General features: G+C 71.3%; 16 protein-coding genes. 14 read left to right on the top strand and 2 right to left on the bottom strand.

From position 1 onward, the window contains the following. The first annotated feature begins 235 nt into the window (after window positions 1-235). The 5 genes from ACWEQL_RS26380 (at window position 236) to ACWEQL_RS26360 (ending at window position 4,371) form a co-directional block, all read left to right on the top strand. Window positions 236-529 carry a WXG100 family type VII secretion target gene (locus ACWEQL_RS26380; protein ID WP_452152794.1) on the top strand — a complete coding sequence of 98 codons (294 nt, stop codon included), beginning with the start codon at window positions 236-238 and terminating at the stop codon, window positions 527-529. Between the two features lie 92 nt (window positions 530-621). Continuing rightward, complete coding sequence (locus ACWEQL_RS26375) at window positions 622-912, top strand: WXG100 family type VII secretion target (RefSeq protein WP_452152793.1); 291 nt, start codon at window positions 622-624, stop codon at window positions 910-912. Window positions 913-1,006: 94 nt separating this feature from the next. After that, complete coding sequence (gene mycP / locus ACWEQL_RS26370; RefSeq protein ID WP_452152792.1) at window positions 1,007-2,257, top strand: type VII secretion-associated serine protease mycosin; 1,251 nt, start codon at window positions 1,007-1,009, stop codon at window positions 2,255-2,257. Window positions 2,258-2,361: 104 nt separating this feature from the next. Continuing rightward, window positions 2,362-2,901, top strand: a complete 540-nt coding sequence (locus ACWEQL_RS26365) for a SigE family RNA polymerase sigma factor (RefSeq protein ID WP_452152791.1) — start codon at window positions 2,362-2,364, stop codon at window positions 2,899-2,901. A gap of 144 nt (window positions 2,902-3,045) precedes the next feature. Continuing rightward, window positions 3,046-4,371, top strand: coding sequence for a hypothetical protein (locus ACWEQL_RS26360; RefSeq protein ID WP_452152790.1), 1,326 nt, complete (start codon window positions 3,046-3,048; stop codon window positions 4,369-4,371). Window positions 4,372-4,450: 79 nt separating this feature from the next. Here the strand turns inward: ACWEQL_RS26360 and ACWEQL_RS26355 are convergent, their stop codons facing one another. Then, complete coding sequence (locus ACWEQL_RS26355) at window positions 4,451-5,860, bottom strand: APC family permease (RefSeq protein WP_452152789.1); 1,410 nt, start codon at window positions 5,858-5,860, stop codon at window positions 4,451-4,453. A gap of 468 nt (window positions 5,861-6,328) precedes the next feature. Beyond that, window positions 6,329-10,276, bottom strand: a complete 3,948-nt coding sequence (eccCa, locus tag ACWEQL_RS26350) for a type VII secretion protein EccCa (RefSeq protein WP_452152788.1) — start codon at window positions 10,274-10,276, stop codon at window positions 6,329-6,331. 439 nt (window positions 10,277-10,715) lie between these two features. Between eccCa and eccD the strand changes: the two genes are divergently transcribed. The 9 genes from eccD to ACWEQL_RS26305 all read left to right on the top strand — a co-directional run bounded on the left by eccD (window position 10,716) and on the right by ACWEQL_RS26305 (window position 21,724). Next, a complete protein-coding gene (gene eccD / locus ACWEQL_RS26345) occupies window positions 10,716-12,176 on the top strand; it encodes a type VII secretion integral membrane protein EccD (protein ID WP_452152787.1) in 1,461 nt (486 codons plus the stop codon). 164 nt (window positions 12,177-12,340) lie between these two features. Beyond that, window positions 12,341-12,631 carry a 30S ribosomal protein S15 gene (gene rpsO, locus ACWEQL_RS26340; protein WP_148645116.1) on the top strand — a complete coding sequence of 97 codons (291 nt, stop codon included), beginning with the start codon at window positions 12,341-12,343 and terminating at the stop codon, window positions 12,629-12,631. A 430-nt stretch (window positions 12,632-13,061) separates the two neighbouring features. Then, window positions 13,062-15,269: a polyribonucleotide nucleotidyltransferase gene (locus ACWEQL_RS26335; RefSeq protein WP_452152786.1), complete on the top strand. Its 2,208-nt coding sequence runs from the start codon at window positions 13,062-13,064 to the stop codon at window positions 15,267-15,269. Between the two features lie 85 nt (window positions 15,270-15,354). Next, complete coding sequence (locus ACWEQL_RS26330) at window positions 15,355-16,728, top strand: M16 family metallopeptidase (RefSeq protein ID WP_452152799.1); 1,374 nt, start codon at window positions 15,355-15,357, stop codon at window positions 16,726-16,728. Between the two features lie 14 nt (window positions 16,729-16,742). Next, the gene (dapB, locus tag ACWEQL_RS26325; RefSeq protein WP_452152785.1) at window positions 16,743-17,489 is read left to right on the top strand and encodes a 4-hydroxy-tetrahydrodipicolinate reductase; all 747 of its coding nucleotides are present in this window, start codon (window positions 16,743-16,745) and stop codon (window positions 17,487-17,489) included. A gap of 25 nt (window positions 17,490-17,514) precedes the next feature. After that, a complete protein-coding gene (locus tag ACWEQL_RS26320; RefSeq protein WP_452152784.1) occupies window positions 17,515-17,976 on the top strand; it encodes a hypothetical protein in 462 nt (153 codons plus the stop codon). Window positions 17,977-18,019: 43 nt separating this feature from the next. Next, entirely contained in the window at window positions 18,020-18,754 is a 735-nt protein-coding gene (thyX, locus tag ACWEQL_RS26315) for an FAD-dependent thymidylate synthase (RefSeq protein WP_452152783.1), read from the top strand. A 217-nt stretch (window positions 18,755-18,971) separates the two neighbouring features. After that, on the top strand, window positions 18,972-19,871 hold the full coding sequence (gene dapA, locus ACWEQL_RS26310) for a 4-hydroxy-tetrahydrodipicolinate synthase (RefSeq protein ID WP_452152782.1): 900 nt from the start codon (window positions 18,972-18,974) through the stop codon (window positions 19,869-19,871). A gap of 167 nt (window positions 19,872-20,038) precedes the next feature. After that, window positions 20,039-21,724, top strand: a complete 1,686-nt coding sequence (locus tag ACWEQL_RS26305; RefSeq protein WP_452152781.1) for a ribonuclease J — start codon at window positions 20,039-20,041, stop codon at window positions 21,722-21,724. Window positions 21,725-22,179: the final 455 nt, after the last annotated feature.

Below are 22,179 nucleotides of genomic sequence, written 5' to 3'. Positions count from 1 at the left end.
ATCGTGCCGCCGGGCGGCGCGGGCGTCCCGGTCGCTCCGGGGCGCCTGCCGCCATGTGTGGCAGGAGAGTTGGTGGAAGTGTCATGGTCTGGTAACCAACGCTCCCCGGTGTTGGGCGAGCTGCGTGTGCCGACTACAGTGCTCCAGGACATCACCACACCGTGGTGTCGAGGGGGCGGGTACGTGACAGAGACCGCCCCGGATTCCGATGTCTGTCTCATGGGGGACGGTAATCATGGCTGGTCAGTTCAAGATGACCGCTGAGGAGATGAACGGCTTCGCCAAGCACATGGGCGAGGTCATTCAGCAGATCCAGGGCGAGATCCGCAGGCTCGACAGCCTCGTGGGCTCGGTCGCGGCGGGTTGGCAGGGCACGGCGGCGACGGCCTACAAGGCGCTGCAGACCCGCTTCAACGAGGACGCGGTCGAGCTGAACAAGTCGCTGACCGCGATCAAGGAAGCGATCGAGCTCACCACCAAGCACTACTCCGTCACCGAGGCCGAGCAGCAGGCCGCGTTCAAGAGCTGAGCGGGCCTCCAGGCCCCCACGCCCTGACGCAACCGCGTCGCCCCTCGGCGCATCCCCGGGAGGGATGCCCGAATCCTCGACAGGGAGACATCGTGTCCGACCACATTCTCGTCAACTTCGAAACCGTCCGCGGCGCCGGCTCCGAGGTTCGCAGCACCGCGCAGCGCATCGACCAGCAGCTCTCCGAGCTGAAGTCCGGCGTGCAGAAGATCGCCTCCACCTGGGAGGGTGCCGCCCAGCAGGGCTACCAGGCCCACCAGCAGAAGTGGGACCAGCGCGCCACCGACCTGCAGCAGGTCCTGCAGCAGATCGCCTCCACGCTGGACAAGGCGGCCGAGAGCTACCAGAGCACCGAGCGCAACAACGCCGGTCTCTGGCAGTGACCTGTCGCTCCCGCTGAGGGAGGCAGGCCGTAGGTCATGGGCGGGTGTCCGGCACACGGGCACCCGCCCTCGCGCGCGATCACGGGTGGGAATCATGAGGGGTACCAAGCCGTCCGGTCCGAACTACCGCAGGGCCGCCGCGACACTGGTCGCGCTGACGGTCCTCGGCGGCCTCGGCGCGGCCCCGGCGTACGCGGACCCCGGCGCGCGGCTCGCGATATCCGGCTCGGGTGACTGCCCGGCCAACGCCCCCGACGTCAAGGCCGTGCCCTGGTCGCTGCAGCGCGTGCTGCTCGACCAGTTCTGGCAGGACGGCCGGGCGATGGGTGAGAACGTCCTGGTCGCCGTGATCGACACCGGCGTGGACGACACCAACCCGCAGCTCCAGGGGAGGGTGGTCGAGGGGCCTTCCCTGCTGAAGGACAAGGACAAGAAGCTCGTCGGGGGCGGCAGCAAGCAGGACCTCGTCGGGCACGGCACCAAGGTGGCCGGCATCATCGCCGCCACCCCCTACGAGGCGACCGGGTTCGTCGGCCTCGCACCGAAGTCCAAGATCCTGGCGATCCGCCAGAACGACGCCGAGGGCAACGGCGACGTGGCCTCGCTGGCCGAGGCGATCAACCTCGCGATCCAGAGCGGTGCGAAGGTCATCAACATCTCGCAGGACGTGCGCGGCGCGGACGGACCGCGCTTCGGCGGCGCCGAGGCCCTGAAGGCCGCCGTCGACCTGGCCGAGGCCAAGAACGTGCTGATCGTCGCCTCCACCGGCAACGAGGGCAAGGAGGGCAACACCTACCCGGCCGCCTTCGAGACCGTGCTCGCCGTCGGCGCCTCCGACCGCAACAACGAGCGGGCGACGTTCTCCCAGTACGGTGAGTTCGTCGACGTCGCCGCCCCCGGGGTCGACATGCTGACCACCGTCCCCCGGCGCGGGCAGTGCGTGGACCAGGGCACCAGCTTCGCCGCCCCCTACGTCTCGGGGCTGGCCGCGGTGCTGTTCTCGCTGCACCCCAACTGGACGCCCCGCCAGGTGCGGGCCCGGATCGAGCAGACCGCCCAGCGCAACCGGCGCGACAAGGACCCCTTCATCGGCTGGGGCGTGGTCGACCCGCTGAAGGCCGTCACCAACGCGCCCGCGGCGCCCCCGCTGGACGCCGTCCCGGACGCCCCCGTGGCGCTGGCCGCCGCGCCGATCGTTCCCCGGCCGCTCGGCCTCGGGGAGACCCAGGCCGACCGTGACCGGCGGACGGCGACCTACGTCCTCGGCATCGCGGGCCTGCTGGTCGCGCTGCTCGTGGGCGGCACCGTGGTGCTCCGCGATCACCGTCGCAGGCCCATGGTCTGACGATCCATCGGCTTCGGAAGAATTTCCCGGACGTCTGTAACATCCCGCCCCGCCCACCGCATCCAAGAGGTGTCAGGCAGGACCGGTGAGGGGGCGGCGGGGGTATGGGGCGGATCGGCGCGGGACGCGAGGCGAAGGACGCCGGCTTCCTGGAACTCGTCTCCGGTCGCACCGGCCAGCTCTACCGCTCGGCCTGCCTGCTGACCAGCGGCGACACCCACCAGGCCGAGGACCTCGTCCAGGAGACCCTCAGCCGGATGTACGTCCTGTGGCGGCGCAGCGCCTGGACCGGCGGCCACCGCATCGACAACCCCGGCGCCTACGCGCACACCGTGCTGGTGCGCACCTTCCTCGCCCACAAGCGGCTGCGCTCCAGCGGCGAACGGCCCACCGGGGAGCTGCCCGAGGGGGAGGCCCGCGAGACCGACGCCACGCTGCGGCTGACGCTGCTGGACGCGCTCGCCCGGCTGCCCGCCAAGGACCGCGCGGTGCTGGTGCTGCGCTACTGGGAGGACCGCAGCGTCGAGGAGACCGCCGAGGCGCTGCGCAGCTCCTCGGGCGCGGTGCGCACCCGTACCAGCCGTGCGCTGGCCCGGCTGCGCGTGCTGCTCGGCGACTCGCTGGCCGAGCTGGCCGCGCGCTGACCACCTGCCGAGCATCCGCCGGGCATCCGTGGAGCACCCGCCGACCGGCCGGTGATCAGCACCCGCCGGGTTCCGCCGCCGGGTAGCTGTCGCACACCTGCCGGGCGTCCCGTACCGACCACTTCCGAGAGATGGTGACCACGCATGTCCGAGCACGACCGGAACGACCCGACCGACCGCTTCGAGGACGATCTGCTCTACTCGCTCACCCGCACCGGTGAGGGCTTCCAGGCTGAGCAGTCCGCGCTGACGGCCGGCGGGATGGCGCGTGGCCGCCGCCGCTGGCGCCGTCGCTCCGCGGCGGCCGTGGTGAGCGGCGCGGCCGCGCTGACCCTGGTCGGCGCCGGGGCCTTCTACCTGACCGGCTCGCCCTCCGGCCAGGACCCGGCCGCCACGGCCGTGGCCGCGGCCGGCTCCGGGACCCCGGCCACGCCGTCCGCCCCGGCGCCGTCCGCCACGGCCGCCAAGCCGGCGGCGATGAGCGGCGAGGAGGTGCTGGCGGTGTTCAAGGGCATGCTCCCGCAGGGCGCCACGGTGACCCCCGGCTTCGTCCGCGGCACCGACCCCGGTGGCAAGCCGTACGGCGGCGGCACCATGGCGGTCGCCTCGGTGGTCCTCGACGACGGCAAGGGCAAGGCGGCCGTCGGCGTCTCGCTCGGCAGGTACCCGCTCAACGGGGGCCCCGGGTTCACCGAGAACACCTGCCCCGACAAGAAGTACGTCCAGTTCGACGCCTGCTCCAGCACCGTCCTGGCGGACGGCTCCACGCTGACCGTCCTCCAGGGCTACGAGTACCCGGACCGCCGGGTGGACACCAAGAACTGGCACGCCAAGCTGGTCGGCAAGGACGGCCGGCTGATCGAGCTCTCCGAGTGGAACGCGGCGGCGGAGAAGGACGCGCCGGTCAGCCGCGCCACCCCGCCGCTGTCGCCGGAGCAGCTGAAGGCGATCGTGACGGACCGGGCCTGGGACCGGGTGATCGCCGCGATCCCCGACCCGCTGCCGGCCAAGCCGCGCGACACGAGCAAGGAGTGGAGCAAGGAGGAGATCACGGCGACGGTCACCGGGCTGCTCCCGGCCGGGCTGAGCCCGTCCGAGTCCGGCGGCCAGTGGGGCTTCGCCGACTTCGTGGTCGACGACGGCAAGGGCAAGAGCCTGGTGCAGATCAACGTCCAGGACTGGAGCGGTGACGTCGGGGACCCGAAGGCGGGCAAGGTCGACGGCGGGAAGGCCAGGTTGTTCGAAGGCGCCGAGACGCTGCCGGACGGCACCAGGGTGATCACGCGCAAGGAGAACGGGACCCCGTCCATGTGGACGGTGGACACCCTGCGCCCGGACGGTCTGCGCGTGGTGATCAGCGCCTTCAACGGCGCCCGCCAGGGCTCCGCCGCGACCCGCACCGCCCCGGCACTGAGCAACGAGCAGCTCAGGGCGATCGTGCTCGCCCCCGCGTGGAAGCTCAAGAAGTAGTCGCGGCGCACGTGACACGGCGGTGCCCCGGGCCGGTGAGGAGGCCCGGGGCACCGCTGTCGTGGGGGAGGGGCGGGGGTCAGGAGGCCCGCTCGTCCTCGGGGAGGGTGATCACCCAGTGGGTGTCCTGGCGGGGGCGCAGGTAGACCAGCCAGTAGAGGGTGGCGGCGGCCACGATGCCGCCGGTCCACAGCAGGGGCGTGGTCTCCAGCTGGGTGATGATGTAGCCGAGCACCAGGATCAGCACGATCGGCACGGCCGGCCACAGCGGCATCCGCCAGGCGGCGGCGTGCTTGTGGTGGTGGCGGCGGGAGAGCAGCGCGGCGACCGCGACCAGCAGGTACATCCCGGTCACCGCGACGCCGGTGATCTCGCTCAGCAGCTCGCCCTCGACGAAGCACAGCGCGGCGCCGGGCAGGCCCACGGCCAGCGTGGCGACCCAGGGGGAGCCGAAGCGGCCCAGGGTGGAGAAGGCCTTGTTGACCGGCTCGGGCCAGGCCTTGTCACGGGCGGAGGCGAACAGCACCCGGGAGTTCTGGATCACCATGACGATGCCGGCGTTGATGATGGCCAGTGCGACGCAGAGGCTGACGAAGGTGCCGACGGCGGAGTTGCTCCACGTCTCGACCAGGCCGGAGATGCCGCCGGAGGTCAGGGTCTGCAGGTCGGGCGCGCCGACGGTGATCGCGACGACGGGGATCAGGATGACGGCGGCGGAGATGCCGAGGGTCCACAGGACGGTGCGCGAGACGTTGCGGCGCGGGTTCTCCAGCTCCTCGGAGAGGTAGACCGCGGTGGAGAAGCCCTGGGTGATGAAGAGCGCGATGCCCAGCGCGCCGACGACGGCGCCGATCTTCACGGCGCCGGCGGTCCCGTCCTCGCCGGCGACCACGCCGTGCAGCAGGCTGGGGGCGTCGGGGTTGGCGTGGGTGAAGCCGAGCACCGAGACGACGCCGGCCGCGACGACCTCCAGGACCAGGAAGACGCCGGTGATCCAGGCGTTGGCGCGCAGGTCCAGCAGGCCGGCCAGGGTGGCGGCGAGCATCACCACGGCGCCGGCGACGGCCTCGTTGACGTGCATCACCGGGGCGAGGTACTCGGCGGTGCCGAGGGCGATCACCGAGGGGACGATCATCACCACGATCAGGGAGAGTACGAAGACCAGCCAGCCGGCCAGCTTGCCCGCCAGGGTGCCGACCATCGCGTACTCGCCGCCGGCGCTGGGGATCAGGGTGCCGAGCTCGGAGTAGCAGAACGCCACGGCGATGCAGAGCACCGAGCCGATCGCGATGGCCAGGGCGGTGGCGCTGCCGATGCTCGCGAAGAGGTCGGGCACGATCACGAAGAGCGTGGAGGCCGGCGTGACGCAGGAGAGGGTGAGCAGTGTGCCGCCGACGACGCCGATCGAGCGCTTGAGCTTCTGCGGGGCGGCGCCCTCGACGGCCGTGGCGGGGGCTACGGCGCGTGGCGGGCGAAGCGTGTCGGTCATGTGGCATCCGATCGGCTCTGTGCGGTCCTGGGGAGGGAGCGCTATCGCCTCCACCGGCTGTCTCTGGGTCTCTGGTCCTGTCGCTCCCGGGCCGCCATGGAACCTTGGGCGTTATAAGTGAGTCAACGGCCGAATCGCTTCGGAATCCGTTGCGGAACACCGCATAAACATGCGATCTCATGATCGCGCACGGTAATTGTCAAGTATGTCCGAGTTATCATCCTCGCCGTATCGCATATGAATCAAAGGTGAACTGCGCATTGAAGCGCGCCATTCAAAGGTGAAGTGAGGGCATGGAGGCGTCTCACCCAGGCGGCCCGGAACGGTCCGCCGGCCCCCGAGCCGGGTACGGGAACCGCAGCCGTCGGCGGTAAAGATCTAGGTAACGTTTCAGCACGTGGGACGCGAAGGGGCCGGACCCCGACGGGTCCGGCCCCTGTGCTCACCGTGTGTGACGGATCCGCGGGGTTATGCCGAGGGCAGCCAGCCGGTCTGCACCATCTGGCCGGTGGCGATCCGCCGCGAGACGAACACCCCTCGGCCCGGCGGCAGCGCCTGCGGCTTGACCGTCCCCAGCAACGCGCCCTCGTCCCGGCTGCCGGACAGGAGCACGCCCTGGCCGCCCAGCTCGCGCATCCGCTGCATCACCGGCTCGTACAGCGAACGGCCGGCACCGCCGGCGCTGCGCGCCACGATCAGCCGCAGGCCGATGTCACGGGCGAACGGCAGGAACTCGGCCAGCGGCGCCAGCGGGTTGCCCGAGGACGTCGCCACCAGCTCGTAGTCGTCCACGATCACGAACATGTCCTTGCCGCTGTACCAGCTGCGGTTGCGCAGCTGCTCGGCGGTCACGTCCGGGCCCGGCAGACGGCGCGAGCAGGCCCCGCGCAGCATCTCCACGATGCTGGTCATCGCCGGCTGCGCGGCCGCGTACTCCACGAGGTACTCCGGCGGGACCGTGCCCAGCAGCGCGCGGCGGTAGTCGCCGACCACGATGCCGGCCTGGTCCGGGGTGTACCGCTCGGTGATCTGCTTGATCAGCATCCGCAGCATCGCGGACTTCCCGGACTCGCTCTCGCCGAAGACGATGAACAGCGGGTCGGTCTCGAAGTTGACGAAGACCGGGGCCAGCTCCACCTCGTCCACACCGAAGGCGACCCCGCGCTCCGGGTACTCGAAGCCCTTGGGCAGCGAGTGACCGTCCAGCACCGCGGGCAGCATCCGCACCTGCGGCGCGCGCGGGCCCGTCCAGGCCCCGCCGACCGCCGCCACCAGCCCGGCCACGCCCTCCTGCAGGTCCTCGATCGTGGAGACGCCGTCGAGACGCGGCAGGCCGGCCAGGAAGTGCAGCTTGCCCGCGGTCAGACCGCGGCCCGGGGTGGCCGGCACGTTCTGCGCGGCCCGGCGGTCCACCTCGGACTCCATCGAGTCGCCGAGCCGCAGCTCGGTGCGGTTCTGCAGCAGGTCCTTCAGTGCCGGACGGACCTCCGCGTAGCGCGACGCGGTGACGATCACGTGGACGCCGTACCCGAGACCGCGCTGCGCGATGTCGCCGATGATCGGCTCCAGCGCCTCGAACTCCTGCTTGAAGGTGAGCCAGCCGTCGATCACCAGGAACACGTCGCCGAACTGCTCGTCCGGCAGCTGGCCGTTGGCCCGGCGGGTGCGGTACGTGCCGATGGAGTCGATCCCGGTCGCCCGGAACAGCTCCTCCCGGCGGTTCAGCACCCCGTGCACCTCGGAGATCATCCGGCGGACCTTCTCCTCGTCCAGGCGCCCGGCCACCCCGCCGACGTGCGGCAGGTCCTGGAGCGCCTGGAAGCCGCCGCCACCGAAGTCCAGCAGGTAGAACTGGACCTCCAGCGGGGTGTGCGTCACCGAGAAGCCGGCCACCGTGGTGCGCACCATCGTCGACTTGCCCGACCGCGGACCACCGACGATCAGACCGTGGCCAGCCGCGCTCGAGTAGTCCTGGTAGAGCACGTCACGCCGCTGGTCGCGCGGCTTGTCGACGATGCCGACCGGCACCACCAGCCGGCCCAGCGCGCCGAACTCCGGCGAGGTCAGACCCCGCTCGGCGGTCGCCTGGAGCGGCGGCACCAGCTGGTCGATGCTCGGCGCCTCGTCCAGCGGGGGCAGCCACACCTGGTGCGCGGCCGGGCCCTGGCCCGCCATCCGCTGCACGAACACGTCCAGGACGGTGTCCACCAGCGCGTCGTCCAGCTCCTCGGCCGCCGGCTCCACCTCCTGCACCACCGGCTCCAGCACCGCCACCTCGGCCGCGGTGAACAGCACCGGCTGCGCCGTCACCGTCCGCCCGCCGCCGGTCCGCTGCTGGCCCGGGGCCCGGTACGGCCCGGAGACGTACGCCGCCTTGAAGCGGTCCATCACGTCGGTGCCGAACTTGAGGTAGCCGACACCCGGCACCGGCGGCAGGTGGTACGCGTCCGGCACGCCGATCGCGGCCCGCGACTCGGCCGCCGAGAAGGTCCGCAGACCGATCCGGTACGACAGGTAGGTGTCCAGGCCGCGCAGCTTGCCCTCCTCCAGGCGCTGCGAGGCCAGCAGCAGGTGCACGCCCAGCGACCGGCCGATGCGGCCGATCTGGATGAACATCTCGATGAAGTCCGGCTTGGCGGTGAGCAGCTCGGAGAACTCGTCGATGATCAGGACCAGCGAGGGCAGCGGGTCCAGCGCCGCGCCGGCCGCCCGGGCCCGCTCGTACTCGTGCAGGTTGGCGTAGTTGCCGGCCGAGCGCAGCAGCTCCTGGCGGCGGTTCAGCTCGCCCTCGATCGCGTCGCGCATGCGGTCGACCAGGGTGAGCTCGCCCTCCAGGTTGGTGATGACCGCCGAGGTGTGCGGCATGTCCGCCATGCCGGCGAAGGTGGCGCCACCCTTGAAGTCGGCGAGGACGAAGTTGAGGATCTCCGAGGAGTGCGTCATCGCGAGCGCCAGCACCAGCGTGCGCAGCAGCTCCGACTTGCCGGAACCGGTCGCGCCGACGCACAGGCCGTGCGGGCCCATGCCCTCCAGCGCGGCCTCCTTGATGTCCAGGTAGACCTGCTCGCCGCCGGCCCCGACGCCGATCGGCACCCGCAGCTTCTCGTGCTGCGCCCGCTGCCGCCAACTGCGCGACACGTCGAAGGAGCCCGGGTCGCCCGAGCCCATCAGATCGGTGAAGTCCAGGTTGGACAGCAGCGGTTCGTCGTCGCCGCCCGCCGAGATCCGGTACGGGGCCAGCTGGCGGGCCAGCGCCTCGGACTGCCAGGCGGAGAGCGTGTCCGGCCGGCCCGAGTAGCTGGCGCCGGAGGCCGAGCGCAGCACCAGGTCGTCCGGGGTCACGGTGACCAGCAGGTGCCCGGTCGGCTCGTCCAGCTCGCCCGGGACGACCTCGATGATGGTCACCCCGTGCACGCCCTCGGCGCCGGCCAGCAAGGAGTCGTGCGGCACCGAGGCGCCGTCCATGACGACCACGATGTGCGGCTGGTCCGGGGTGGGCGTGGCGTCGCGCACGAAGCGCTGACGGCCGGCCAGTTCGTCCTGGAGCAGGTCCTCCAGCTCACCGAGGCCGGTGGCGATCAGGCGGCGCGAGCCCGCGCCGTCGTTGTCCTTGCGGTGCTGGGTGTGCGGGAGCCACTTGGTCCACTCCCACTCCTCCACCGCGCCGGGCGCGGCGGCCACCGTCACCAGCAGGTCGTCCGGCGAGTGCAGGGTCGTCAACTGGGCGATCATCGCCCGCACGTTGCCGTACACGGTGTCCGGGTCGCCGCACACCGTGATGTGGTAGAAGGCCCGCAGCGAGACGGCCAGCGGCAGGTCCTGGAGGGTGCCGTGCGCCGTGAGGAAGGTGTGCATCGCGGCGGCGGACAGCGGCTCCAGCTCGTCCATCGGCGCGGTCTGCGGCGCTACCAGGGGCGTGGACAGCTGCACCGGCCCGCGGCCGACCCGGATCTGCGCGAAGTCGCCGTCGCCGGTCCGCCGCTCCCACAGCCGGCGGCCGTCCGCCACGATCGACCAGAGCTGGTCGGGCTCGGGGTTCAGGAACAGCTGCGCGCCGCGCTGGCGGTCGGCGGTGCGGCGCACCTGACGGCGCATCTGCTGCAGGTACTTGAGGTAGTCGCGGCGCTCGTCGGCGGTCGCGGTGGACCCGCCGCGGCGGGCCCGGACGATCTGCGCCAGGCCCATGCCGATCGTCGAGACGATCATCAGACCGCCCATGATCTTCATCGGGGCCGGCGAGCCGGGCGAGAAGAAGAACACCGCCGAGCCGCCCATGCCGAGCATCGGCAGGATGCTCATGATCCAGTCCTCGCCGCCGCCCCGGGGCAGCTCCGGCGGGGCCTCCAGCTCCACCGGCTCCTCGGGCACCTGCGGCGGATAGGCCCGGGCGGGCCGCTTCACCGTGATGACGCTCATGCCACCGCCTCGCAGACCTCTGTCACCCAACGCCCCCGCACGGTTCGCTCGTTCGCTACCACCACGGCATCAGCCCTCACGCAACTGGATACGTACGGGTGAGGGCGCCCCCGTGTGACGCCGCCCCCGCTCCGCCGACCGCAGGCACCCCGGGTGGGAACGTTCCCCTACCCCGTCGCCTTGCGCAGGGGCCGATCCTACTGGCAGCCCCTCACGGCCGCGCCGGGCCCCGTCACCAGGGGCCGGGGCGGGGCCGGGCACGAACGGAGCGGTAGGGTAACGCCGCGCCAACTGGCGGCCGGACCACGCCGGTTCCCGGCCGACCGGTCCGGCGCAGCAGCAACAGCCGACCAACGCCCGTACCCGGCGCAGCCGGCGGCACGGCAGCATCAACACAGGGGGAGCGCCCAGTGCGTCGAGCGATCGAGGGGTGCACAGCATGAGTACCGCCGCCACCACCGGCTTCTGCCGGGTCACCGTCGTCGCCCCGGACAGCAGGATCGACGTCGCCCTGCCCGAGGACGTCCCGCTGGCGGACATCTATCCGGAGATCCTCAGGCTCTCCGGGCAGACCCAGCCCGACGGTGCCCCGACCGGTTTCCACCTGGTCCGCCGGGACGGCACCGTCCTCGACAGCGGCCTGCCGCTGGCCGCCCAGCAGGTGCGCGACGGAGACCTGCTCAGTCTGCGGCCGTTCGCGGAGTCGCTGCCGCCGGCCGTCTACGACGACGTCGCGGACGCCATCGCCACCGCGGTCGAGGCCGACCGCCGGTTCTGGAGCCCCGAGCTGATGCGGGCCTTCGGCCTGATCGGCGGCGCCGTGCTCCTCACCCTGCTCGGCTTCGCCCTCTGGTACGCCGACCCGCGGCACGACATGCACGGCCTGCCCGGGGTCATCTCCGGCGTCACCGCCGTGGTGCTCACCGCCCTGGCCGGGGTGCGCGCACGGGTCTACCAGGACGCGTACGCCGCGCTCGCCCTCGGCCTCGGCGCGCTCCCGCACGCCCTGATCGGCGGCAGCGGCGTCATCGCCCTCGCCCACAAGTGGGACGGCCCGGGCCGGCTGCAGCTGCTCACCGGCTGCGTCGCGGTGCTGGTGGTCGCCGTCCTGCTGGTCGGCCTGCTGCCGGAGAAGGACTCGGTGTTCGTCGCCGCCGCCTTCCTGGCCGCCGCCGGCACCCTGGCCACCTTCGCCGCGGTCCTGCTCCCCGAGACCCCGGCCAACCACATCGCCGCCGTCACCGGCGTCACCGCCGTCGCCGTGATCGGCTTCCTGCCCGGCCTGTCCGCCCGCTTCGCCCGGCTGCCCGTCGGCTTCAGCGCCCCCGGTCAGACCCGCACCCGCAGCCGCGACTACGACGAGGAGGCCGGCCGCGCCGAGGCCGTCCAGTACGAGCGCATCGCCCAGCAGGCCCGCCGCGGCCACGAGGTGCTGGTCGGCCTGGTCGGCGGCTGTGCCGCGGTGATCGTCGCCGCCTGCGCCGTCCTCGGCTTCACCGACCGGATGTGGCCGGAGCTGCTGGCGCTGACCCTCGGCATCGCCACCATGCTGCGCGCCCGCCTGTTCCGCTACACCGCGCAGGTCTTCAGCCTCACCATCGCCGGTCTGCTGGGCCTGTCCCTGCTGATCGTCGGGCTCGCGCTGCACACCCCGCTGTTCGTCCTCAAGGCCGCCAGCACCACCGAGGTCGACCTGCGGACGATCTGGCTGAGCGCGTCCATCGCCCTCGGTGCCGCGATCCTGATCGCCATCGCGCTGGTGGTGCCCCGGCTCGGGGTCTCGCCCTTCTGGGGGCGGATCCTGGACATGGTCGACAGCCTGACCCTGATGGCACTGGTCCCGCTGGCGCTGGCCGTGCTCAACGTCTACAACCTGGTGCGCGGCGGCATCACCGGCTGACCGGCGACCCCGGCCGCACTGGTACGCTTGCCTTTCGAGCGCACCCGTGTGCCCGCAGCCGACGGCCGCGGACGGCCGGGAGCGCCCGCGCTTACGACACCGAGTCCTCCAAGAGTCCTGTGCCGTAGACCAGGACCGCTCGGTATCACCCCGAAGGAGTTGCAGTGGCTCTCGCCTCTGACGTCAAGAAGCAGATCATCGCCGAGTTCGGCCAGAAGGAGGGCGACACCGGCTCCCCCGAGGTCCAGGTGGCCATGCTCTCCCGTCGCATCTCGGACCTGACCGAGCACCTGAAGGCGCACAAGCACGACCACCACTCGCGTCGTGGCCTGCTGATCCTGGTCGGCCAGCGCCGCCGCCTGCTGCAGTACCTGGCCAAGAAGGACATCGAGCGCTTCCGTACGCTCGTCGACCGCCTGGGCATCCGCCGCGGTGCCGCCGGCGGCGCCCGCTGAGAACGCCGCTCGGGGCGGCTCCCCACACCGGGGAGCCGCCCCTCGCGCGTATGCCGCGGCCGATGAGCCGCGGCACCCGCACATAACAACTCGCGCTCACCTCCCCGGGTGGCCGAGGATTGCACCGTAGGGTTATGGGCATGCCGGGTGATGGCGCGCACGAGCGCCGCCCGAGCAAGAGACCGACCCCCCGCGGGACGAAGGCTTCAAACGGAAGCCGCCCGCATCCGAGAGAGCGTCCAGACGCGGATCGCCCGCCCAGGCCTGGCAGCCCGAGAGGCGCCGGTCCTCGGTAGTGGCCGCCGGAACCCCCGCAGACCGAGCGGGGCACCCCGGAGGCTTCGATCGAAGACCGGCCCGGACCGTCAGGGCCGGCCGACAGTGCGCGGGGACGCTCTCCCGGAGACGTACGAAAGAGGAGATCTTCCAGGTGGAAGAGAACGTGTTCTACGCCGAGGCCGTGATCGACAACGGTTCCTTCGGCACCCGTACCATCCGCTTCGAGACCGGCCGCCTGGCCCGTCAGGCCGGCGGCTCCGCCGTGGCCTACCTCGACGACGACACCATGGTGCTGTCGGCCACCAGCGCGTCGAAGCAGCCGAAGGAGCACTTCGACTTCTTCCCGCTGACCGTGGACGTCGAGGAGCGGATGTACGCCGCGGGCCGCATCCCCGGCTCGTTCTTCCGTCGTGAGGGCCGGCCCTCCGAGGACGCGGTCCTCACCTGCCGCCTGATCGACCGCCCGCTGCGCCCGTCCTTCGTCAAGGGCCTGCGCAACGAGGTCCAGGTCGTCTGCACCATCATGGCGCTCAACCCGGACCACCTGTACGACGTGGTGGCCATCAACGCCGCCTCCGCCTCCACCCAGCTGGCGGGCCTGCCGTTCTCCGGCCCGATCGGCGGCGTGCGCGTCGCGCTGATCAGCGGCCAGTGGGTGGCCTTCCCGACCCACAGCGAGCTGGAGTCGGCCGTCTTCGACATGGTCGTCGCCGGTCGCGTCCTGCCGGACGGCGACGTCGCGATCATGATGGTCGAGGCCGAGGCCACCGACAAGACCATCAAGCTGGTCGAGGGCGGCGCCGAGGCGCCGACCGAGGAGGTCGTCGCCGCCGGTCTGGACGCCGCCAAGCCGTTCATCAAGGTGCTCTGCGCCGCCCAGTCGCAGCTCGCCGCCCAGGCCGCCAAGCCGACCGGCGAGTTCCCGGTCTTCCTGGACTACCAGGACGACGTGCTCACCGCCCTGACCTCCGCGGTCAAGGAGGAGCTCGCCCAGGCGCTCACCATCGCCGGCAAGCAGGAGCGCAACACCGAGCTGGACCGCATCAAGGCGATCGCCGCCGAGAAGCTCCTGCCGGAGTTCGAGGGCCGCGAGAAGGAGATCGGCGCCGCCTACAACGCGCTGACCAAGAAGATCGTCCGCGAGCGCGTCATCAAGGACAAGGTCCGCATCGACGGCCGCGGTGTCACCGACATCCGCACCCTGGCCGCCGAGGTCGAGGCCATCCCGCGCGTCCACGGCTCGGCCCTGTTCGAGCGCGGCGAGACCCAGATCCTGGGTGTCACCACGCTGAACATGCTGCGCATGGAGCAGCAGCTGGACACGCTCTCCCCGGAGACGCGCCGCCGCTACATGCACAACTACAACTTCCCGCCGTACTCGGTCGGCGAGACCGGCCGCGTGGGCTCGCCCAAGCGCCGCGAGATCGGCCACGGCGCGCTGGCCGAGCGGGCCATCATCCCCGTGCTGCCCTCGCGCGAGGACTTCCCGTACGCCATCCGCCAGGTCTCCGAGGCACTGAGCTCCAACGGCTCCACCTCGATGGGCTCGGTCTGCGCCTCCACCATGTCGCTGCTGAACGCCGGTGTGCCGCTGAAGGCCGCCGTCGCCGGCATCGCCATGGGCCTGATCTCGCAGGAGATCGACGGTGAGACCCACTACGTCGCGCTGACCGACATCCTGGGTGCCGAGGACGCGTACGGCGACATGGACTTCAAGGTCGCCGGTACCCGCAACTTCATCACCGCCCTGCAGCTGGACACCAAGCTCAACGGCATCCCGGCGTCGGTGCTCGCCGCCGCGCTGAAGCAGGCCCGCGACGCCCGTCTGCACATCCTCGACGTGATGAACGAGGCGATCGACACTCCGGACGAGATGTCGCCGAACGCGCCGCGCATCATCACCATCAAGATCCCGGTGGACAAGATCGGTGAGGTCATCGGCCCCAAGGGCAAGATGATCAACCAGATCCAGGAGGACACCGGCGCCGAGATCACGATCGAGGACGACGGCACCATCTACATCGGTGCCGCCGACGGCCCGGCCGCCGAGGCCGCCCGCACCACGATCAACCAGATCGCCAACCCGACCATGCCGGAGGTCGGCGAGCGCTACCTGGGCACCGTGGTCAAGACCACGACCTTCGGCGCGTTCGTCTCGCTGATGCCGGGCAAGGACGGTCTGCTGCACATCTCGCAGATCCGCAAGCTGGCCGGCGGCAAGCGCGTGGAGAACGTCGAGGACGTCCTCGGCGTCGGCGCCAAGGTCCAGGTCGAGATCGCCGAGATCGACCCGCGTGGCAAGCTGTCGCTCATCCCGGTCATCGAGGGCGAAGAGGACGGCGAGGCCGCTTCCGAGTGAAGCGCCGGTAGCCGACCTGTTCGACCCCAGGCGGTCGCGGCCCGTACGCCCTCGTCGGCGTGCGGGCCGCGACCCGTTGTCCCGCATCACTACGGAGGTACACCCCGTGGCCCAGGCCTCGGCGGCGAAGCAGCGCCCCGGCTCCACCCGGACCCTGCTCAAGGGCGTGGACGGCGCCGGCACGGTGCGCCGCACCGTGCTCCCCGGCGGCCTGCGGGTCGTCACCGAGACCCTGCCGACGGTGCGCTCCGCGACCTTCGGCATCTGGGTCGGCGTCGGCTCGCGGGACGAGACCCCGCAGCTCGGCGGTGCCACCCACTACCTGGAGCACCTGCTCTTCAAGGGCACCGAGCGGCGCAGCGCGCTGGACATCTCGGCCGCCCTGGACGCGGTCGGCGGTGAGATGAACGCCTTCACCGCCAAGGAGAACACCTGCTACTACGCGCGGGTGCTCGACACCGACCTGCCGCTGGCCATCGACGTGGTCTGCGACATGCTCACCGGCTCGCTCATCCGGCCCGAGGACGTGGAGGCCGAGCGCGGCGTCATCCTCGAGGAGATGGCGATGGCCGAGGACGACCCGGGCGACGTGGTGCACGACCTGTTCGCCAGGGTCATCTACGGGGACGGCCCGCTCGGCCGCCCGATCCTCGGCACCCAGGAGACCGTCAAGGCGCTCACCCGCGACCAGATCGCTGGCTTCCTCCACCGCCGCTACCGGCCCGAGCAGCTGGTGGTCGCGGCGGCCGGCAACCTGGACCACCGCAAGGTCGTCCAGCAGGTGCAGCAGGCCTTCGCACCGCTGCTGGAGCGCTCCACCGCGGCGCCCGCCGAGGCCCGCCGGGGCGTGCGCGTGCTGCGGACGGCCGGCAAGGTCGAGGTGCTCAACCGCTCCACCGAGCAGGCCCACCTGGTGCTGGGCGTGCCCGGGGTGCCCCGGCACGACGAGCGCCGCTGGGCGATGGGCGTGCTCAACGCGGCCCTCGGCGGCGGAATGAGCTCCCGGCTGTTCCAGGAGGTCCGGGAGAAGCGCGGCCTGGCGTACTCGGTGTACTCGTACTCCTCCTCCTACGCGGACAGCGGCCTGTTCGGCATCTACGCCGGCTGCCAGCCCAAGCGGGTCGAGGAGGTGCTGCGGATCTGCCGGGCGGAGCTCGCCAAGGTGGTCGCCGAGGGCATCACCGAGGAGGAGCTGCACCGCGCGATCGGCCAGATCTCCGGCTCCACCGTGCTCGGCATGGAGGACACCGGCTCGCTGATGAACCGCATCGGCAAGGCCGAGCTCAGCTACGGCCACCACCTGTCGGTGGACGACATGCTCGCGAAGATAGCGGCCGTGACCCTGGACGACGTCCACGCGGTCGCCCGTGATGTGCTGGGCGCGTACCGGCCGTCGCTGGCGCTGATCGGCCCGGTGAACGACAAGCGGGCCGCCCGGCTCGCCGACCTGCTGGTCTGAAGGGACTTCTCACCATGACGCTGCGTGTCGCCGTGATCGGGGCCAAGGGCCGGATCGGCTCCGAGGCCGTCAAGGCCGTCGAGGCCGCGCCGGACCTCGACCTGGTCGCCACCCTCTCCCGCGGCTCCGAGCTGTCCGAGCTGACCGACGCCGGTGTGCAGGTCGCCGTCGAGCTGACCCACCCCGACTCGGTCATGGACAACCTCGACTACTGCCTGGGCCACGGCATCCACGTGGTCACCGGGACCACCGGCTGGACCGAGGAGCGGCTGGCCACGGTCCGGGGCCGGCTGGCCGAGGCCCCCGGACTGGGCCTGCTGATCGCGCCGAACTTCTCGATCGGCGCGGTGCTCGGCATGAAGTTCGCCCAGACCGCCGCCAAGTACTTCGAGTCGGTCGAGGTCGTCGAGCTGCACCACGACGGCAAGGCCGACGCGCCGAGCGGCACCGCCACCCGCACCGCCCAGCTGATCGCCGCCGCCCGCGCGGAGGCCGGCCGCCCGCCGCAGCAGGACCCGACCACCCACGCCCTGCCCGGCGCCCGCGGCGCCGACGTGGACGGCGTCCCGGTGCACGCGGTCCGGCTGCGCGGCCTGCTGGCCCACCAGCAGGTGATGTTCGGCGACACCGGCGAGACCCTCACCATCCGGCACGACTCGCTGCACCACAGCAGCTTCATGCCGGGCATCCTGCTCGGGGTGCGCAAGGTGGTGGAGACCCCGGGTCTGACCCTCGGCCTCGAACACTTCCTGGACCTGTGACCGTGCTTGCCCCCAGGAGCGTGCGATGACCTCCCGTACCGGCTTCTTCCTGCTGTCCGGCGTGCTGCTGCTGGTGGCCCTGGTCTGCGTCGGTCAGGGCGTCCAGCTGATCGCCACCGGCAAGCCGCTGGGCATCGGCCTCGGCCTGTGCGCCTTCGTCATCCCGATGATCGGGGTGTGGTTCCTGCGGCAGACCGTCCGCTTCGGCCGGGCCAGCGAGCGGCTCGCCCGCGAGCTGGAGGCCGAGGGCGGGCTGCCGGTGGACGAGCTGGTCCGCACCGCGGGCGGCCGGATCGACCGGGCCTCGGCGGACGCGGTGTTCGCCCGCCGCAAGGCCGAGGCGGAGGCCTCGCCGGGCGACTGGCGGGTCTGGTTCCGGCTCGCGGTGGCGTACGCGGACGCCGGTGACGTGCCGCGGGCCCGTAAGACCATGCAGCACGCCATCCGGCTCCACGCGGGGCAGGGCGCCCCGGTGCACGCGGGCTAGGCTGTCGGCCGGCACGTACCCCAACCCTCTGGAGGATCCTCGCGTGAGTGAAGAAGCGGGCGGCGACCCGCGGTTCCGCAGTGACGTGACGGTGGAGCTGGTCCGCAGCGCGGCCGCCGACTCCGACGTCATCTGGGCGGCCAGGGTCTCCACGGCGGGGGAGCAGTCGCTGGAGGCGCTGGGGCAGGAGGCGGAGAAGTCCGCCGGGCTCATCAACTTCCTGATGCGGGACCGCCACGGCACGCCCTTCGAGCACAACTCGATGACCTTCTTCATCAGCGCGCCGATCTTCGTCTTCCGCGAGTTCCACCGCCACCGCAGCGGCTGGTCGTACAACGAGGAGTCCGGCCGCTACCGTGAGCTGGAACCGGTCTTCTACGTGCCGGGCCCCGACCGCCGGCTGGTGCAGCAGGGGCGCCCCGGGCGCTACGAGTTCGTCGAGGGCACGACCGACCAGCACAAGACGGTCACCGAGGCGATGGAGTCCTCGTACCGCGAGTCGTACGAGCGCTACCGGGAGATGCTGACCGCCGGCGTCGCCCGCGAGGTGGCCCGGGCGGTGCTGCCGGTCGGCCTGTTCTCCTCGATGTACGCGACCTGCAACGCCCGTTCGCTGATGCACTTCCTGTCGCTGCGGACGAAGAGGGAGAACGCCGTCGTGCCGTCCTTCCCGCAGCGCGAGATCGAGATGGTCGCCGAGCGGATGGAGGAGCAGTGGGCCCGGCTCATGCCGCTCACCCATGCGGCCTTCGAGAAGCACGGCCGCGTCGCCCCCTGACCTGGGGTGACAGGCATACGGGCGGTATGCGTGGCATGTCTGGATTGCGGCACATAGGGCCGCTCCCTAGGCTCGTGACACGGATTCCGGCGCCGCATGAACCCCCGAGCATGCGGCGCCGGAATCCCAGTTCACCGCAGTCGCCCGGCCGCTCCCCCTGTCCGAACCCTGGACCGGTGTGGCTACCGCCCCACCGCCTACGAGTAGCTTTGGACGCATGGCTCCGACCTCCACCCCCCAGACGCCCTTCGGCCGGGTCCTGACCGCGATGGTGACCCCGTTCACCGCGGACGGCGGACTCGACCTCGACGGCGCCCAGCGCCTCGCCGCGCACCTCGTCGACTCCGGCAACGACGGCCTCGTCGTCAACGGAACCACCGGCGAGTCCCCGACCACCAGCGACGCCGAGAAGGCCGACCTGGTACGCGCCGTCGTGGCGGCGGTGGGGGACCGGGCCCACGTGATCGCCGGGGTCGGCACCAACGACACCCACCACAGCGTCGAGCTGGCCCGCCAGGCCGAGGCCGCCGGCGCCCACGGCCTGCTCGCCGTCACGCCGTACTACAGCAAGCCCCCGCAGGAGGGCCTGTACCGGCACACCGTCACCATCGCGGACGCCACCGGGCTCCCCGTGATGCTGTACGACATCCCCGGCCGGAGCGGCGTCGCGCTGAGCCACGAGACGCTGGTCCGCCTCGGGGAGCACCCGCGGATCCTCGCCAACAAGGACGCCAAGGGCGACGTGGGCGCCGCGTCCTGGGCGATCGCCCGCTCGGACCTCGCCTGGTACTCGGGCGACGACATCCTCACCCTGCCGCTGCTCTCGGTCGGCGCCGTCGGCGTGGTGAGCGTGGCCGGCCATGTGGTGGCCGGCGAGATCCGGAGCATGGTGGAGGCCCACGCGGCCGGGGATGCGGCCAAGGCCACGGCCGTGCACCAGGGCCTGCTGCCGATCTTCAGCGGTATCTTCCGCACGCAGGGTGTCATTCTCACCAAGGCCGCGCTCGACCTCCAGGGCCTGCCCGCCGGGCCGCTGCGGCTGCCGCTGGTCGGCGCGACCGCCGAGGAGATCGCGCAATTGAAGAAGGATCTCGCCGCAGGCGGGGTACACCTCTAACAGACAAGACGTGCGCGCCCCGGCTCGCCGGGCCCCCCGGGTCCGCCGCTGGACCGGACGACGGCGCGAGAGCACCGACCCAGTAGGAAACCGAAACTGAGCACGCACGCCATATGTCGAGCGGGGAGGACCCCGGGGCATATGGCGTGCGTCGTGAGGAGAGTCTTTTGAGCCACCCGCACCCTGAACTCGGCGCGCCCCCGGCCCTCAAGGAGGGCGCCCTGCGCATCACCCCGCTCGGCGGCCTCGGCGAGATCGGCCGCAACATGACGGTCTTCGAGTACGGGGACCGCATCCTGATCGTCGACTGCGGCGTGCTCTTCCCCGAGGACGAGCAGCCCGGCGTCGACCTGATCCTCCCGGACTTCACCTACATCCGGGACCGTCTGGACAAGATCGACGGCATCGTCCTGACCCACGGGCACGAGGACCACATCGGCGCCGTCCCGTACCTCCTCCGGGAGAACCCGGACATCCCGCTGATCGGCTCGAAGCTCACCCTCGCGCTCATCGAGGCCAAGCTCGCCGAGCACCGCATCCGCCCGTACGTCCTGGAGGTCAAGGAGGGCGAGCGCGAGCGGATCGGCCCCTTCGACTGCGAGTTCATCGCCGTCAACCACTCCATCCCGGACGCCCTGGCGGTGGCCGTCCGCACGCCCGCCGGCATGGTCGTCGCCACCGGCGACTTCAAGATGGACCAGCTGCCGCTCGACGGCCGCCTCACCGACCTGCCGACCTTCTCCAAGCTGGCCGAGGAGGGCATGGACCTGCTGCTGGTGGACTCCACCAACGCCGAGGTCCCCGGCTTCATCCCGCACGAGCGCGACATCTCCGCGGCGCTGCGGAACGTCTTCGCCAACGCCGACCGGCGCATCATCGTCGCCTCCTTCGCGAGCCACGTGCACCGCATCCAGCAGGTCCTGGACGCCGCGCACGAGTACAAGCGCAAGGTCGCCTTCGTCGGCCGCTCGATGGTCCGCAACATGGGCATCGCCCGCGACCTCGGCTACCTGAAGGTCCCGGGCAACCTGATCGTCGACGTCCGGACCCTGGACGACCTGCCCGACAAGGAGGTGGTGCTGATCTGCACCGGCTCCCAGGGCGAGCCGATGGCCGCGCTGTCCCGGATGGCCAACCGCGACCACCAGATCCGCATCGTCGAGGGCGACACCGTCGTCCTGGCCTCCTCGCTGATCCCCGGCAACGAGAACGCCGTCTACCGGGTCATCAACGGCCTCACCCGCTGGGGTGCCAAGGTCGTCCACAAGGGCAACGCCAAGGTGCACGTCTCGGGCCACGCCTCGGCCGGCGAGCTGCTGTACTTCTTCAACATCTGCAAGCCGCGCAACCTGATGCCGGTCCACGGCGAGTGGCGCCACCTGCGGGCCGCCGCCGACCTGGGCATCCTCACCGGCGTGCCGCGCAACCGCACGGTCATCGCCGAGGACGGCGTCTGCGTCGACCTGGAGAACGGCGTCGCGCGGATCGTCGGCAAGGTGCAGGCCGGCTACGTGTACGTGGACGGCTCCTCGGTCGGCGACATCACCGAGGCCTCGCTCAAGGACCGCAGGATCCTCGGCGAGGAGGGCTTCATCTCGGTCTTCGTGGTGGTCGACTCCACCAACGGCAAGATCGTGGGCGGCCCGACCATCCAGGCCCGCGGTTCCGGCATCGACGACGGTGCCTTCGTCCCCGTGGCCGCCAGGCTCCAGGAGGCCCTGGACCGCTCGGCGAGCGACGGCGTGCTGGAGGTCCGCCAGGTCCAGCAGCTGGTCCGCCGCACCATCGGCAAGTGGGTCGCGGACAACTACCGCCGCCGACCGATGATCGTGCCCGTCGTGGTCGAGGTCTGAGACCCGGCCGCGATTTGACGCGGGGCAGCCCGGAGCGTAATGTTCTCCGGGTTGCCCCGCGGGTCTGCTGGGATGCCTTCGAATGAATTCGAGTTTCGATTCGATTCGGAGGCGTAAAGCGGCCCGAGAAACTCTGATAGAGTTCGGGAGCGCCGAAAGGCGAAAGCGAGTCAGGGAAGTGAAACTCCGGCGGAAAGCCGGGGCGGAAAACATCTGATAAGCTGGTAACACGAAAGAACGAAGCGCCCGGAGGGCCCGCTGGAAGGCGGTCCGAAGGAAGTGTCCGTTCCTTGAGAACTCAACAGCGTGCCAAAAGTCAACGCCAGATATGTTGACATCCCCGGCCTCGATCGTCTGATCGGGGTTGGAGATTCCTTTTGAAATAACACTAGCGAGGACGCAGTGCGCGGGGCCACCCTATTCCGGTGGTTGCCGTGCCGCTCAACGCGGGTGTG

The sequence above is a fragment of the Kitasatospora sp. NPDC004240 genome (assembly GCF_053603215.1).
The sequence above is the reverse complement of the archived record's forward strand: the minus strand, read 5'-3'. Positions and strand labels throughout refer to the sequence as shown.